Origin of the sequence: Micromonospora tarapacensis, assembly GCF_019697375.1 — a bacterium.
In the GTDB taxonomy this organism is placed as follows: domain Bacteria; phylum Actinomycetota; class Actinomycetes; order Mycobacteriales; family Micromonosporaceae; genus Micromonospora; species Micromonospora tarapacensis.
This window is the reverse complement of record NZ_JAHCDI010000003.1, coordinates 498,315-511,956: the sequence shown is the minus strand read 5'-3', so window position 1 is coordinate 511,956 and position 13,642 is coordinate 498,315. Positions and strand designations below refer to the sequence as shown.

Genomic DNA, 13,642 nt, shown 5'->3' with positions numbered 1-13,642 from the left:
AGCTGGGAAATGTTCACACGACGTCGCCGTCGGGGGCGCGCACGGCCAGCGCGGGTGCGACGGCAGCGACGTTCTAGGGTAGCGCAGGCTGGGATCCGTCCGCCCACGGAGGTTGGCCTGTCGGTCGGACCGCCCGGAAGAAGGCGACCGCCGGCGACGGGATCAGTCCCACCGCCGGCGGTCGGCAGCTCAGATCTTCGCGACCTGGTTGAAGTTCAGCTCCACCGGCGTCTCCCGACCGAAGATCGACACCAGCACCTTGAGCTTCTGCTGGTCGGCGTTGATCTCACTGATCGTGGCCGGCAGCGAGGCGAAGGCGCCATCGGTGACCGTCACCGAGTCGCCGACCTCGAAGTCGAGGACCTTGATCTCCGGCTTGGCCCTCTTCTGCTCGGTCTCGACGGTCGGCGCCAACCACTTGAGCACCTCGTCGAGGCTCAACGGCGCGGGCCGGTCAGCCCGGTCGGTCGCACCGACGAAGCCGGTGACCCCCGGCGTGTTGCGCACGCAGGAGTAGGACTCGGCGGTCAGTTCCATCCGGACCAGGATGTAGCCGGGAAAGACCTTGGCCTGGACCTGGGCACGTTTGCCGTTCTTGACCTCGACCTCCTCCCGGGTCGGCACCTCGACCTGGTAGATGTAGTCCTCCATGTCGAGGGAGGTGATCCGGGTCTCGAGGTTGGTCTTGACCTTGTTCTCGTAGCCGGCGTACGAATGCACCACGTACCAGTCGCCCGGTGCGTAACGCAGCTTCTGCCGCAACTCCGCGACCGGGTCGAAGTCCTCGTCGGGCGCGGGCTCGGTCATGTCGAACTCCGGCTCGCTGGCGGCCTCGACCGACTCGTCACCAGCCGCCGTCGCCACCGCGGACTGCTCGTCCGGGGTCTCGGCGGTCTCGTCGTACTCAGGCACGCTTGCTCACTTCCGTCACTATCGGCACGTGTCAGCCGGTCAGCTGGGGTTGCCGAAGACCCACAACACGCCCTTGGCAAAGCCGTAGTCGAGGACGGCCACGATCGTCAGCATCACCGTGACGAACGCGATCACGACAGCCGTGTAGGTCAGCAGCTCCTTGCGGGTCGGCCAGATGACCTTACGCAGTTCGGCCACCACCTCGCGGACGAAACGCGCGAGGCGGCCGAAGAGACCCACCTTGTCGCCGTCGGTACGCGTCTTACGACTGTCCGCGGAATCCGCCCTGGCCCGCGAACGGGTGGCGGTGCCGCCCCGGGAAACCGGCTCGTCCGCGTCGGTGGCATCGTCCTCGGCACCGTCGTCGACGACGGCGTCGTCGTTCAGGCGGTCGTCGTCGGCGTCCTCGCCGCGCCGCTTGTTGTCGGCCACTTCGCCCTCCGTCGCGGGATGTCGGTGTCGCACGCGGTGCACGTGCGCGGCGCTTGGTCACGCCAGCCGGACCCAACCGTCCCGGGACGGGCCGCGGCCGGCGGATCGACCGGAAGGGCCCGATGCCTCGGAACCTCCCCGCCGATGCCACCACCACGGGCCGGGCGCCACCAGAAGGTGGCGCGACCCACGGAACGGTCAGGCCTGAGGCGCAGGGGTGACAGGACTTGAACCTGCAGCCTGCGGTTTTGGAGACCGCTGCTCTGCCAATTGAGCTACACCCCTGTGCGGCAACCCTCGCCCCACCAGGTCACACGACCAGGCAGGGGTCACTTGCCCCACGGCGGACCAGTGTACGGGTACCCACCCGACTTTCCCAACCGGCACACCCCGGTCGCGCCACCCGGCACCGCTCAGCCGATCGTCCGCACGGTCGCTCGCGCCTGCGACAACACCTTCTCGTCGAGGCAGGTGGCGGTCACGTCGAGCTTGGTCAGACCGTCGTCGGTCACCTCGCGTACCACGGCGGTCACCACGATCTCGGTGCCGGCGTCGTCGTCGGGAACCACCACCGGGCGGGTGAACCGCACGCCGTACTCGACCACCGCGTCGGGCGAGCCGGCCCAGGCGGTCACCGCCCGGCCCACGAGCGCCATGGTGAACATGCCATGGGCGATCACCCCGGGCAGGCCGACCTTGGTGGCGAACCGGTCACTCCAGTGGATCGGGTTGAAGTCGCCCGAGGCACCGGCGTAGCGGACCAGGTCCGCCCGGGTCACCCGGAACGTCTGGGTGGGCAGTTCCACGTCAGGCCTCCCCGCGTACGACGAGTTTGGACCAGACGGCGACCACCGGCTCGCCGGCGGTCGTGCTGACGTCGGTCCGGGTGGTCAGGAACTCGTGGCCGCCGCGGCTGGTGATGTCCTCGACGGTGTTGACGCAGACCAACTCGTCGCCGGCCACCACCGGCCGCGTGTACGCGAACCGCTGGTCACCGTGGACGACCCGGCTGTAGTCGACGCCGAGGGCCGGATCCTCGATCAGTTGCCGGCTGGCGGCCATGGTGAGCACCACCGGGAAGGTCGGCGGCGCGACCACGTCCGGGTGACCCAGCGCGCGGGCGGCCTCCGGGTCGTGGTGGGCGGGATCGGAAGCGCCGATCGCCGTCGCGAACTCACGGATCTTCTCGCGGCCCACCTGGTAGGGGGCAGTCGGCGGGTAGGTCCGGCCGACGAAGGAGTGGTCCAGGGACATGCGGCGAACCTACACGCAAAGCGCGATCGCCGACCCGGACGGCCAGCGGCGGCCCAGGGCCGCGCCACTCGTCCGGATCGGCGATCGCGACACGGGTGGATCCGGACCGAATCGGCCCGGCCAGATTCAGCGCGTCTCGCGGTGAACGGTGTGCCGACCGTCCCGGGGGCAGAACTTCTTCAGCTCGATGCGGTCCGGGTCGTTACGGCGGTTCTTGCGCGTGATGTAGTTGCGCTCCTTGCACTCCACACACGCCAAAGTGATCTTCGGCCGGACATCGGTCGCCTTCGCCACGGCGGAGTGCCTTCCTCGCTAACGGATACAACTACAGCGCAACAGCCTACGCGCCGCCTGGTCAGACATGCAAAGCGGGCGCCTGCGGCGCCCGTCCCCACCGACCACCGGAGATCCTCCGGGGCGGACGAGAGTAGCGGTGGCCGGACTTGAACCGGCGACACAGCGATTATGAGCCGCTTGCTCTGCCATCTGAGCTACACCGCCGCGGTGGGCCCAGCCGGACCCTCTGAGCCCCCTTACGGAATCGAACCGTAGACCTTCTCCTTACCATGGAGACGCTCTGCCGACTGAGCTAAGGGGGCCTGCACGATCACTCGGTGGCCGCGCAGAGGTAAGAGTACACGGCACCGTCGTGCTGGTGAAATCGGATCCCCGGTGCTGACGTACGCGCTGTTCAAGGCACCGCACGTAGGCGCGGAAGCTCGCTGTTGGAGATCGACTCCGGGTCGATCTGGGCCCCGAACCACGCCTCCAGCCGCTCGTACGGCAGCGGCCGGCTGAACAGGAACCCCTGACCGATCTCGCAGCCGATGTCCTGGAGCAGTTCCAGGGTCAACTCGCTCTCCACTCCTTCGGCCACCACGGTGAGGCCGAACTGCTGAGAGAGGGTGACCACGGCATTGACGATCGCCAGATCCCCCGGGTCGGTCGCCATGCCCTGCACGAAGGAGTGGTCGACCTTCACCTCGTGCACCGGCAGCCGGCGCAGGTGGGCCAGCGACGAGTTCCCGGTGCCGAAGTCGTCCACCGACAACCGTACGCCCAGGTCGCGCAGCCGTCGCAGGGTCGGGATCGGACGCTCGGTGCCGTCGAGCACGCCGGCCTCCGGCACCTCCAGGGTCAGCAACTGCGCCGGTACGTCGTACTCGCCCAACAGCTCACCCACCCGCTCCGGGAAGTGCTGGTCGGTGAGCGTACGCGCGGAGAGGTTGACGGCGACGGCGAGTGACTGGCCGCCGTGCGCCCAGTCACGGCTGCGCCGCAGCCCTTCCCGGAGCACGAACTCGGTGAGCCGGCCGAGCTGCCCGGTGTGCTCGGCCACCGCGACGAAATCCTCCGGAGCGACCGCGCCGTGCGTCGGGTGCTCCCAGCGGGCCAGGCACTCGACCCCGACGAGCCGGCGGTCCCGCAGCGTCACCTTCGGCTGGTAGTAGACCTCCAGCTCATCGTTGTCGAGGGCACTGCGCAGGTCACCGGCGAGCCCGAGCCGGTGCAGCGCCCGCGACTCCAGGACCGGCGTGTACAACTGCACACTCCCCGGGACCGCCTTGGCCGCGGTCGCGGCCACGTCCACCCGTTGCAACAGGGTGGCCGGGTCGCTGCCGTGATCCGGGTGTACGACCACCCCGACCGCGGTGTCCACGTCCAGCGTGAGGGCGTCGAAGACCATCTCGTCGCGGATCTGTTCCCGTAACTGGCCGGCAAGCTCGACGGCCGCCTCGGCGCTCTCCAGACGCAGGGTCACCAGGAACTCGTCGCCACCGGCCCGCCCGACCAGCGCGGCCGAGGGAACGCAGCCGAGCAGCCGGTCGGCGACCTCGACCAGGACCTTGTCCCCGGCGGCGTGGCCGAGGGCCTCGTTCACCTGGCGCAGCCGGTCGACGTCGAAGAGCAGCAGCGCGACCACCTCACCGGGAGCCCGGATCCGGACCGCCTCGGCCAGCGCGCCGAGGATCCGGCGCCGGTTGGGCAGCTTCGTGAGACCGTCGTGGTAGGCGTCGTGCCGCAGCCGGTCCACCAGCCGGGAGTTCTCCAGCGCGACGGCGGCGTGCGCGGCGACGGTCTCGAGGATCGGCACGTCGGCCGGCGCGAAGTGCCCCACGTCGCTGAGCCGGTTCACCACCTCGACCGTCCCGATGACCACCTGGCCGGAGCGCAACGGAATGGCGATGACGTCCTTGACCTGCCGCCGGGTCAGCTCACGGCGCAGTTCCGGGTCACCGCCGAGCAGGCGCCCGGCGGCCAGCGTCTGGCCGGTTTCCAGCGTGCGCTGACGGACCACCACGGGCGTCTGCGCCACGTCGAGCAGGCCGCGATCGTCCAGCCGGGCAGTGAGCAGCACCTCTGGATGGCGGCCCTGGGCCGGCAGCCACAGGGTGGCATACTCGGCCTGCATCAGGGCGCGGATCCGGCCCAGCAGGGCGTCCGCGAGGTTCCCCTCCGCGCCGGCACTGGCCATCGCACGGGTCAGCTCGTACATGTCGCCGAGGGTGCGGTGCTGCCGGAGGAAACGCGAGTAGGACCGGTAGAGCAGTGCGCCCGCGATGGTGATCGCGCCCAGCAACAGGATCGACCACAGGGTGCTGGCCAGGGTGATCAGGATGAGCAGGCCGACCACGACGTTCAGCGCAAGGGTCAGGAAGACCTGGGCGGCCGTACCCGCCGTCTCCCGGGAACCCTGCCAGCCCTGCAACAGCGTGATCACGCCAACCACCGCGGCCAGGCTGATCAGGCTGTTCGCCGTGATCGCGGCAAACAGGACTGCCCAGGTGCCGAGGCCGACCCCGTCGAACGGCAGGGCCACGGCAACGACAAGCCCGGCGACCGAGACGCCGGCGGCGTCCCTCGCCACGTTGAACCACAGCTTCGGCGGCGGATAGCGGCGGTACGTCTGCGTGATGATCGCCGCCAAGGTGACGATCACCACGACCAGCAGCGGGCTGAGGCTGTAGAACGCGAGGACCAGCGGTATCTCGGTGAGGGTAATGACGACGGCCTGCCGCCGGACGACCAAGCTCAGGGTGGGGATGCCCGCCACGACCATCACGACCAGCAGAAGCGCGGCCAGGAACAGATCCCGCTCGCCGAATTCCGCGGTGAAGGCCAGGATGGCGGTACTGGCCACGGCCAGTACCGCGAGGGGTGTGGTGATCAGCCAGGCGGTTGCGATTGGACGACGTGGTGCCTCTCTAGCCGGCACGCGAAGATCCCCTCACCGGTTCCCCGAGTGCCCCCTGGTCAGCGGGCGTCTGACGCGACCACACCGTTCGGCGCGGGAGCGCCCCACTCGACGCCGTTGGCGGTCAGGGGGGCGGTGTCCGAACCGATACCGACGAGTTGCACCTCGCCGAGACTGACCACGGCAGCACCCACCGCAGCGAGCATGGCGGTCGCCGCGATTGCGGCAAACACACGACCACTCATTCGACGAGACATCGGGAGCACTCCTGCCTTCGGGGGTGTAGCGACGGGTACGCCCGATCGTGCCACAGCCCGAGCAGCCGGAAAAGCGGGTGAACGGGCAACCCCGGTCCCCGTACGTGCGACCCGCCCTCGTCGGCCGATCGTCAGGGCCAGTCACATCCCCGCCGAGCATCTGAGGGATGCCCAAAACGACAAGGCATGCGATTTGCCAGCATTGAGCCAGAAGCCCGCGAACCCGGCAGGCCATCCACACGCCGCTCTACCACTCTTGCCGCTTCACGCCGGTGGGTCAACGGTCAAACACCCACGAGAGTGGCGGACACACGACAGGGAGGGCGACAGAGAAGATCTCGGACTACCCGGCGCCAGGCCGACCCGCTCGATCAGCAGGGCAGCGCAAGGAGCAGAACAAGGCCCGTCAAGCACTGACGGCGATGTCCGCAACCGGGCCGATCGACACCAGTCCATAGATGACCGACCACGGTGGCCGCCGGCCTGTCGCCCACCATCTACACTGCCGCGCCCGCTGATGCTCACGCCCCGGGCAGGACCAGACCGTCCGGAGCCCGCCCAGCCGGCCATACGTCGAACGTGGGCGGTACTTCAAATGTTGCGCGCTCGAAGGACACCGTCCCGCCTCTGAACGCCGCCTTGTTGAACGACACCGTCCCGCCACCGAACGTCGCCTCGTAGAACGACACCGCTCCGCCGCTGAACGTCGACCAAGGGAACAGCACCTCCCCGTCGCTGAACGTCACCCCATAGAACGACACCTTCCCGCCGCTGAAGGTCGCCTCGACGAACGACATCATCCCGCCACTGAATGTGGCCTCGTTGAAGGACAGCCGCCCACCGGTGAACTTCGCCCCAGCGAAGGCCACAGTCCCGCCACTGAACGTCGCCTCGGCGAAGGTCACCATCCCGCCACCGAATGTCGATTGCATGAAGGACACCCGCCCACCGCTGAACGTCGCTCTGCCGAAGGCCATCAGGCCGCTGCTGAAAGTCGCCCCGTGGAAGGAAACCAGACCACCGCTGAAAGTTGCGCCTGAGAAGTCGCCACCGTCGAAGACCGCGCCGGTGAAGTCGAAGTCGTAGCCGCACCATGAGGTCGCGCCGTCTTCGGTAGGACGTAGGTGCATGCCGATGAGGCGTACAACGGTATGGCGCACCTCCCGCTCCTCGCGAGCTGCCCAGACCGTCTTCGCGTCCACGATCAACGCCTGGTCGTCGGCCGGCGCCGGCGCTTCGTTCGAAGCATCCGGGGGCGGTGCATAGGGCATGCGGAGGTAGGCACAAAGGACGTCTATGCAGGTCTGCCGCCCTTCCAGCCAGTCATCAGCAAGACCGGCCATGGCGTAGGCACCCGCTAGGCGTACGGCAGCCTTCTCCGACCCCATCTGCTCGGATGCCTTGGCGAAGCGTTCGTTGAACAGCCGAACACCGTTTCGATCAGCCTCGATCTTGGCCCGCTCGTCGGCCGCCTCGGCGAGAGCCTTGGAGACTTCGGCACGCAGATCAGCAGCATGCGCCAGCTGATGGGCGAATTCCGCAAGCCTGTTTGTGTGCTCCGCTACCCGCTGCCGCCGGTAGGCGACCACCAGCGCTGCGACACCGCCGATTCCCGCCACAACAGCGAAGACAAGCTTCAAGAGGTCGAACAGCGCCGCTGCCGTGACCGTTCCATCCCGCTGAAGGCTAGGCCAACCGGCGTACCAGAGTGCCGCAGCGATCAGGCCTCCGACCAGTAACAGCCCTGCCGCAACAGCCAGTGCGATTGACCGGCGGATGCCCCAGAGCCGCAACTCTGGCACCCGGCTATCAGCGGCTGAAATGGGACCAACCGCGACGTGGACCTCGGGCCGGGTCGAGTCCTGCGACGCTGGCAACTCCACTCCCTCCTTCTAGCGCATCTCGTCCACATCCACACAGCAGGCGCCGGCGAAGATCGCCGTGTCGGTTGCAACGTCATCCGAGGGCGTCGCCGATCTTGTCGTTCATGGTGTCGTCGCCGCCGTCGACACAGTTGGCGCAGACGCGGAGCAGGACGGCTACACCGTGGCCCAGGAGGCGGGCTACCTCGGTGGGCGGGACGCCGTCAGCCAGAGCGAGGCTGCCCTGTGGTGGAGGTCGTGCGGTCGGCGGGCCAGCGGCGAAGCGACCATCCGGAGCAACCACGTTGTCGTCGACGTGTACGCAGAGCAGCTCGACGAGGCGGGATCGGGGCCGTGCGGGTCGCGGCCCCCCTCCGGTGTTTCAGGCCGCGCCGCTCGTGGGAGCCGCCGTCGTCGGTCCAGCGCGAGCCGGCCCGCGGCGATGTGCCCGCGGGGACCACATCGGTGCCACCGTCGGTACACCGGCCGGCCAGGGCGCCGTCCTCGCGACGGAGGTCGGCGGCCCCGGCGGGGACGCATTCCCGCGTAGTAGCGGCAGCCGAGGAAGGCGGTGCCCTTGTCGGCGCGTTCACCGAGAGATCTCACCGCCTCCAGCAGCGCGGCGAGTCGCAACGAGCTGAACTCGCCCCGGACCGGGCTAGCCCAACGAGAACGGCCCCCGATCAGCATCTCTGCTGGTCAGGGGCCGTGTCTGCACCTGGTGGCGGGTAGAGGATTCGAACCTCTGTAGCTTTCGCGACGGATTTACAGTCCGCTCCCATTGGCCGCTCGGGCAACCCGCCAGGGCATACCACCGCACCGTGGCGCGGCGGCGGAAGCAAGGATAGCGGCTCGACCCGCCGGGTCCGCAAGCGGGTACCGTCAGGGGGTCACACCCCTGGGCAACAGGGGCCAAAAGATCCCAGACCGGCCGGACAGCAGGAGTATGAGTATGGCAGCGAACCCGTCGTTCGACATCGTGAGCAAGGTCGATCGCCAGGAGGTCGACAACGCCGTCCGTCAGGCGGTGAAGGAGCTCGGGACGCGGTTCGACTTCCGGGGCACCGGCGCGGAGATCTCCTGGTCGGGCGAGGAGGCGATCAGCCTCCAGGCAGAGACCGAGGAGCGCGTACGCGCCGCGTTGGACGTCTTCAAGGAGAAGCTGATCAAGCGCAACATCTCGCTCAAGTCGCTGGACGCGGGCGATCCGCGTTCCTCGGGCAAGGTTTTCAAGATCGACGCCAAGGTGATCCAGGGGATCGACCAGGACAAGGCCAAGGCAATCAGCAAGAAGATCCGGGACGAGGGCCCCAAGGGGGTCCAGGCCCAGATCCAGGGTGACCAACTGCGCGTCACCGGCAAGAAGAAGGACGACCTGCAGGCCGTCATCACCCTGCTGAAGGGCGAGGACTTCGGCGTCGCCCTCCAGTTCGACAACTACCGCTGAGGCGTCCCGGAACCGGCCCGCGCCGCCAGCACGTCCGGCATCTCCGGCGGCGGCTGGCGGCGGGCCGGGCGGGCGGCAGGCGCCTGGCCGGCGAGGGCGCTCAGCCGGGTGCCTGACGGCTCAACTGCTCCCAGGAGCGGTACTCCGCAACCCTGGCCTGTTCCATCTGCTGCACGAGGTCGTACGAGCGGCTGCCGACGATCAGGCGCAGCGGCGGATCCGGCAGGCCCACCAGCGCCATGATGACGGGCGCGGCGGTCCCGGGGGCGGGGCCGGCGTCGTCGCCCCAGAGTTCGGCCAGCTTCTGCCGTAGTGGTTCGTACGCCGGGTCGGGCGTCGTCGCCGTCGTTCCCACCGTGTAGAGGCCGGTGTCGTAGCCGCCCGGTTGCACGATGGTCACCCTGATGCCGAAGGGTTCGAGTTCCATCGCGACGGATTGGCTGAGCGCGTCGAGCGCCGCCTTGCCGGCCGCGTACGGACCGACCGAGGCCACCCCGCCACCGCTGCCCATCGAGGTGACCTGAAGCAGACGGCCGGAGCCCTGGGCGCGCAGGTGCGGGATGACCGCCTGGGTGACCCAGACGGCGCCGAAGAAGTTGACGTCGAAGTGCCGCCGGATCTGCTCCTCGGTTGTCTCCTCCAGCATGCCGAGCAGCAGGCCGCCGGCGTTGTTGACCACCACGTCGAGCCGGCCGAAGGTGGCCGCCGCCCGGTCGACCGCCTGACCGACCGCGGGCCGGTCGGCCACGTCGAGCGGCAGGCTGACCAGGTTGTCCGGGTAGCGCCCGGCCAGTTCCGCCAGCGGGCCGATGTCGCGCGCCGCACCGATGACCCGATCGCCCGTGGCCAGCGCCGCCTCGGCGACCGCCCGGCCCAGGCCGCGCGTCGCGCCGGTGATGAACCACACCCGAGGTTCTGTCATCGTCCCCACCACCTTCGCTTACGAGACGAGACGGACCGTCTCGCATTGTCCAGTCTGCGCCATCCCTGGTAGATCGTCAAGACGGACCGTCTCGTCTCGATTCGGATAGGCTCTGCGCATGCCCTCCACCCCGAAGCGACCCGGCGAGGCAGGCCGGCCCGGCGAGGCGGCGCGGCCCGAGCGCGACGCGCCACCGGGCCGGCGACCCGATCCGGCGCGGCGTAGCGAGCGGAGCCGAGCGGCCGTCCTGCGGGCCACCCGCGAACTGGTCTCCGAGGTCGGCTACCCCAAGCTGACCATCGAGGCGATCGCGGCGCGGGCCGGGGTGGGCAAGCAGACGATCTACCGATGGTGGCGGTCCAAGGGTGCCGTGGTCTTCGACGCGTTCCTGGCGTTGAGCGAGGGAACCGGCGGCGTGACGCTGCCCGACACGGGCGACATCGAGGCCGACCTGAGGAGTGTGCTGCGGGCCACCGTCGCGGAGTTCGCCGATCCTGCCTTCGAGGCGCCGATCCGGGCACTCAACCTGGAGATCGTGGCCGATCCCGGGTTGGCGGCGCAGTACCGGGAGCGGCTGGCGGCCCCGGTGGACGAAGCCAAGAAGGAGCGGCTGCGCAGCGCGCAGCGGGCCGGGCAGATCCGCGGTGACGCCGACCTGGACCTGGCCCTCGAACTCCTCTACGCGCCGCTGTACCAGCGCTGGCTGCTGCGCTCCGCGCCACTCACCCCCGCGTACGCCGACGCGCTCGTCGACCACGTGCTCCGCGCGCTGCGGCCCTGACCGGGAAGGTCAGCGACCGAGCCAGGGTCAGCGGCCGAAGACCAGCAGCAGCACCACGGTCAGGATCGCGCTGACCAGGATCGAGCCCAGACAGCCCAGCCGGTTCGAGAAGTAGGCGAACACGCCGACGGCATACCCACCGGTGGCCCGGTCAGACGGTGGCCGGGGCGTCCAGGCGTACCGTGGCGGCTTCCGCTCGGGCGATGGGGCCGGCGGGCAGGGCGGCGACCCCGGCACCGGCGGCCACCGCCGCCCCGGCGAACAGGAAGGCCCAACCGACGCCGCCGGCGTGGTCGACGATCAGTCCGGACACGGCGCCGCCCAGCGCGCTCGCCCCGACCGACATGGTCACCACCCAGGTGTACGCCTCGTTCAGCATCCCGTTCGGCGAGATCCGCCCGACCAGCGTGTTCTCCAGGGTCAGGGCCGGCGCGATGGTGGCCCCGCCGATCAGCAGGGCGAGGCCCAGCGCACCCGGCGTGGGCATCACGGCGAAGACGGCGAAGCTGCCGGCGACCCCGGCGAGCAGCCAGGCGAACAGGCGGGTCATGTTGCGCGCGGGCCGGCGGACGCCGAACCAGAGTCCACCGATCGCGCTGCCGATCCCCCAGACGGCCAGCAGCACGCCGGCGAGACTGTCCGGGTCGTCCGGCGTGTACCGGGTGGCGAAGGCCGGGACGGTCACGCCCGCCGCCCCGAAGGCGATGCCGAGGCTGGCCACGCAGAGCAGCAGCGCCGGAAAGCCGGCCACCCGCAGCGGGCCGAGCCCTCGGGCGTGGTGCTCCCGGGCATGCGGTCGCCAGCCGCGCATCGTCTGGCCGAGCGCCACCGCCACGGTGCCGCCCAGGGTCACCACCGCCGCGCCGACGAGCGCCGCCCCGCGTCGGCGGCCAGCACGAACCCGGCCACCAGCAGGGGACCGAGCACGAAGACGACCTCGAACAGGGTGGTCTCCGCGGCGAGCGCCGTGTTGCGCAGGTGGTACCGGCCGGTGTCGACACTGGTCAGGTCGTTCCAGGCGCCGCGGATCGCGGCGGTCATCGGTGGGTATGTCGCGCCGGCCAGCGCGGCGGCGAGCAGGACCAGCGTGAAGGGCACGGCGTCGGAGCGGGCCGACCAGAGCAGCCCGATCAGGGCCAACGGGTGGGCGACCCCGGTGCCGAGCAGCACCGGGGTCGGGCCGATCCGGTCGGCGATCCGCCCCGCCACCGGGCTCAGCGCGGCACCGGAGAGGGCATAGCAGCCGCCGGCCAGGGCGGCCAGCGAGTACCGGCCGGTGACCTCTTCCACGACGAGCAGCAGCGCCAGCGGAGTCATGCCGATCCCGAGCCGGCCGATGATGCCGGTGATCAGCAGCGTAGGTGCGCCCGGGACCTGCCAGACATCCAGGTATCGGCGCAGCCCGAGCACGGGAGACCTCCAGGAGATGTAATGAGCGAGAGTCGTTTAGACCCTAACGCCCGGGACCCGGCCGGCAGTACGGTTAGCGCGCTCACACCTGGCTGGACGAGCACCGCCCGCGCCGGGCGGACCGGGCGCGGGCGGCGCAGGGGTTGGTCGGGTCAGCGCTGGTGCCGGACCGGGCCCAGCTGGCTGGCCATCCGCTCCAGCCGGGCGACGCGCTCCTCCATCTTCGGGTGGGTGGCGAAGAGCGCGGCCACCCCGCCCCCCTTGAAGGGGTTGGCGATCATCAGGTGTGCCGTGCTGGTGAGCTGGCCCTCGGCCGGCAACGGCCGGCGCTGGGCACCCATGTGGATCTTCCGCAGGGCGCTGGCCAGTGCGAGCGGGTCCCGGGTGAGTTCGGCGCCGGAGGCGTCCGCCTGGAACTCCCGGCTCCGGCTGATCGCCAACTGGATGACGGTCGCGGCGATCGGTCCCAGGATGATGGTGAGCAGCAGTACGAGCGGGTTCGGCCCGTCCTCGTCACTGTTGCCGCCCAGCGGGATGAACAGGGCGAGGTTCGCCAGCAGGGTGATGATGCCGGCCAGACCGGCCGCCACGCTGGAAATGAGGATGTCCCGGTTGTAGACGTGCGACAGCTCGTGCCCGATGACGCCCCGCAGCTCGCGGTAGTCGAGGATCTCGACGATTCCCTGGGTGACGCAGACCGCCGCGTGCTGCGGGTTGCGCCCCGTGGCGAACGCGTTGGGCTGGGCGGTCGGACTCACGTACAGCCGAGGCATCGGCTGCCGGGCCTCGGTGGCCAACTCCCGCACCATGCGGTACAGCTCCGGGAACTGCGCCTCGGTGACCGGTTGCGCCCGCATCGAGCGCAGTGCCAACTTGTCCGAGTAGAAGTAGGTGACGCCGTTCATCACCAGCGACACGGCAACTGCGACGACCAGGCCGCCACTGCCGCCGAACCAGTAGCCCACCGCCAGGATCAGTGAGGTGAGCAGGCCGAGCAGCGCGGCGGTCTTCAGACGGTTGTGGTGCACGATCACTCCTTCGGTGCACGGATGCGTGGATCCGCTGACCGGTACAACAAGCTGGTACCCGTCAACCATCCGTCTCATGACTGAGAGTTACCTGAATGACGGTCACGAGCGGGAATGGCCCCCGGACCGGCGGGGTTCCGC

The 13,642-nt window shown here is 69.7% G+C and carries 14 protein-coding genes and 4 tRNA genes; 2 read left to right on the top strand and 16 right to left on the bottom strand.

The features are described from left to right. Positions 1 to 189: 189 nt before the first annotated feature. The 12 genes from nusG to KIF24_RS03220 form a co-directional block, all read right to left on the bottom strand. Positions 190 to 912, bottom strand: a complete 723-nt coding sequence (nusG, locus tag KIF24_RS03275; RefSeq protein WP_221082699.1) for a transcription termination/antitermination protein NusG — start codon at positions 910 to 912, stop codon at positions 190 to 192. Between the two features lie 39 nt (positions 913 to 951). Then, positions 952 to 1,344 (bottom strand): preprotein translocase subunit SecE, encoded by a 393-nt coding sequence (gene secE / locus KIF24_RS03270; RefSeq protein WP_221082698.1) that lies wholly within the window; start codon positions 1,342 to 1,344, stop codon positions 952 to 954. 212 nt (positions 1,345 to 1,556) lie between these two features. After that, a tRNA-Trp gene (locus tag KIF24_RS03265) sits at positions 1,557 to 1,629 on the bottom strand. 128 nt (positions 1,630 to 1,757) lie between these two features. Next, entirely contained in the window at positions 1,758 to 2,150 is a 393-nt protein-coding gene (locus tag KIF24_RS03260; protein ID WP_221082697.1) for a MaoC family dehydratase, read from the bottom strand. Between the two features lies 1 nt (position 2,151). Then, the gene (locus KIF24_RS03255; RefSeq protein WP_221082696.1) at positions 2,152 to 2,598 is read right to left on the bottom strand and encodes a MaoC family dehydratase N-terminal domain-containing protein; all 447 of its coding nucleotides are present in this window, start codon (positions 2,596 to 2,598) and stop codon (positions 2,152 to 2,154) included. A 126-nt stretch (positions 2,599 to 2,724) separates the two neighbouring features. Beyond that, positions 2,725 to 2,892 carry a 50S ribosomal protein L33 gene (gene rpmG / locus KIF24_RS03250; protein WP_007073056.1) on the bottom strand — a complete coding sequence of 56 codons (168 nt, stop codon included), beginning with the start codon at positions 2,890 to 2,892 and terminating at the stop codon, positions 2,725 to 2,727. Between the two features lie 134 nt (positions 2,893 to 3,026). Next, positions 3,027 to 3,099: transfer RNA gene (locus tag KIF24_RS03245), tRNA-Met, on the bottom strand. 25 nt (positions 3,100 to 3,124) lie between these two features. Further along, positions 3,125 to 3,197, bottom strand: a tRNA-Thr gene (locus tag KIF24_RS03240). A 92-nt stretch (positions 3,198 to 3,289) separates the two neighbouring features. Next, complete coding sequence (locus tag KIF24_RS03235) at positions 3,290 to 5,815, bottom strand: putative bifunctional diguanylate cyclase/phosphodiesterase (RefSeq protein WP_221082695.1); 2,526 nt, start codon at positions 5,813 to 5,815, stop codon at positions 3,290 to 3,292. Between the two features lie 38 nt (positions 5,816 to 5,853). Beyond that, positions 5,854 to 6,027, bottom strand: coding sequence for a hypothetical protein (locus KIF24_RS03230; protein WP_221082694.1), 174 nt, complete (start codon positions 6,025 to 6,027; stop codon positions 5,854 to 5,856). Positions 6,028 to 6,572: 545 nt separating this feature from the next. Beyond that, complete coding sequence (locus tag KIF24_RS03225) at positions 6,573 to 7,934, bottom strand: pentapeptide repeat-containing protein (RefSeq protein ID WP_221082693.1); 1,362 nt, start codon at positions 7,932 to 7,934, stop codon at positions 6,573 to 6,575. Positions 7,935 to 8,632: 698 nt separating this feature from the next. Next, positions 8,633 to 8,716 (bottom strand) — tRNA-Tyr (locus KIF24_RS03220). A 149-nt stretch (positions 8,717 to 8,865) separates the two neighbouring features. Here KIF24_RS03220 and KIF24_RS03215 point away from each other — a divergent pair. Beyond that, entirely contained in the window at positions 8,866 to 9,360 is a 495-nt protein-coding gene (locus tag KIF24_RS03215; RefSeq protein WP_221082692.1) for a YajQ family cyclic di-GMP-binding protein, read from the top strand. Positions 9,361 to 9,460: 100 nt separating this feature from the next. Here KIF24_RS03215 and KIF24_RS03210 read toward each other — a convergent pair whose 3' ends face one another. Further along, the gene (locus KIF24_RS03210) at positions 9,461 to 10,282 is read right to left on the bottom strand and encodes an SDR family NAD(P)-dependent oxidoreductase (RefSeq protein WP_221082691.1); all 822 of its coding nucleotides are present in this window, start codon (positions 10,280 to 10,282) and stop codon (positions 9,461 to 9,463) included. A 118-nt stretch (positions 10,283 to 10,400) separates the two neighbouring features. Between KIF24_RS03210 and KIF24_RS03205 the strand changes: the two genes are divergently transcribed. Further along, positions 10,401 to 11,063, top strand: a complete 663-nt coding sequence (locus KIF24_RS03205) for a TetR/AcrR family transcriptional regulator (protein WP_221082690.1) — start codon at positions 10,401 to 10,403, stop codon at positions 11,061 to 11,063. 151 nt (positions 11,064 to 11,214) lie between these two features. Here KIF24_RS03205 and KIF24_RS34285 read toward each other — a convergent pair whose 3' ends face one another. The 3 genes from KIF24_RS34285 to htpX all read right to left on the bottom strand — a co-directional run bounded on the left by KIF24_RS34285 (position 11,215) and on the right by htpX (position 13,501). Further along, on the bottom strand, positions 11,215 to 11,916 hold the full coding sequence (locus KIF24_RS34285; protein ID WP_331460998.1) for an MFS transporter: 702 nt from the start codon (positions 11,914 to 11,916) through the stop codon (positions 11,215 to 11,217). After that, on the bottom strand, positions 11,913 to 12,473 hold the full coding sequence (locus KIF24_RS34280; RefSeq protein WP_331460997.1) for an MFS transporter: 561 nt from the start codon (positions 12,471 to 12,473) through the stop codon (positions 11,913 to 11,915). The genes KIF24_RS34285 and KIF24_RS34280 overlap by 4 nt, the downstream gene beginning before the upstream one ends. A gap of 152 nt (positions 12,474 to 12,625) precedes the next feature. After that, a complete protein-coding gene (htpX, locus tag KIF24_RS03195) occupies positions 12,626 to 13,501 on the bottom strand; it encodes a zinc metalloprotease HtpX (RefSeq protein ID WP_221082689.1) in 876 nt (291 codons plus the stop codon). Between the last annotated feature and the right edge of the window lie 141 nt (positions 13,502 to 13,642).

Bases quoted from the DNA above. Each gene is read 5' to 3' on its own strand.
- KIF24_RS03255 (WP_221082696.1), bottom strand. From the start codon at position 2,598: ATGTCCCTGGACCACTCCTTCGTCGGCCGGACCTACCCGCCGACTGCC.
- KIF24_RS03215 (WP_221082692.1), top strand. From the start codon at position 8,866: ATGGCAGCGAACCCGTCGTTCGACATCGTGAGCAAGGTCGATCGCCAG.
- KIF24_RS03210 (WP_221082691.1), bottom strand. From the start codon at position 10,282: ATGACAGAACCTCGGGTGTGGTTCATCACCGGCGCGACGCGCGGCCTG.
- KIF24_RS03205 (WP_221082690.1), top strand. From the start codon at position 10,401: ATGCCCTCCACCCCGAAGCGACCCGGCGAGGCAGGCCGGCCCGGCGAG.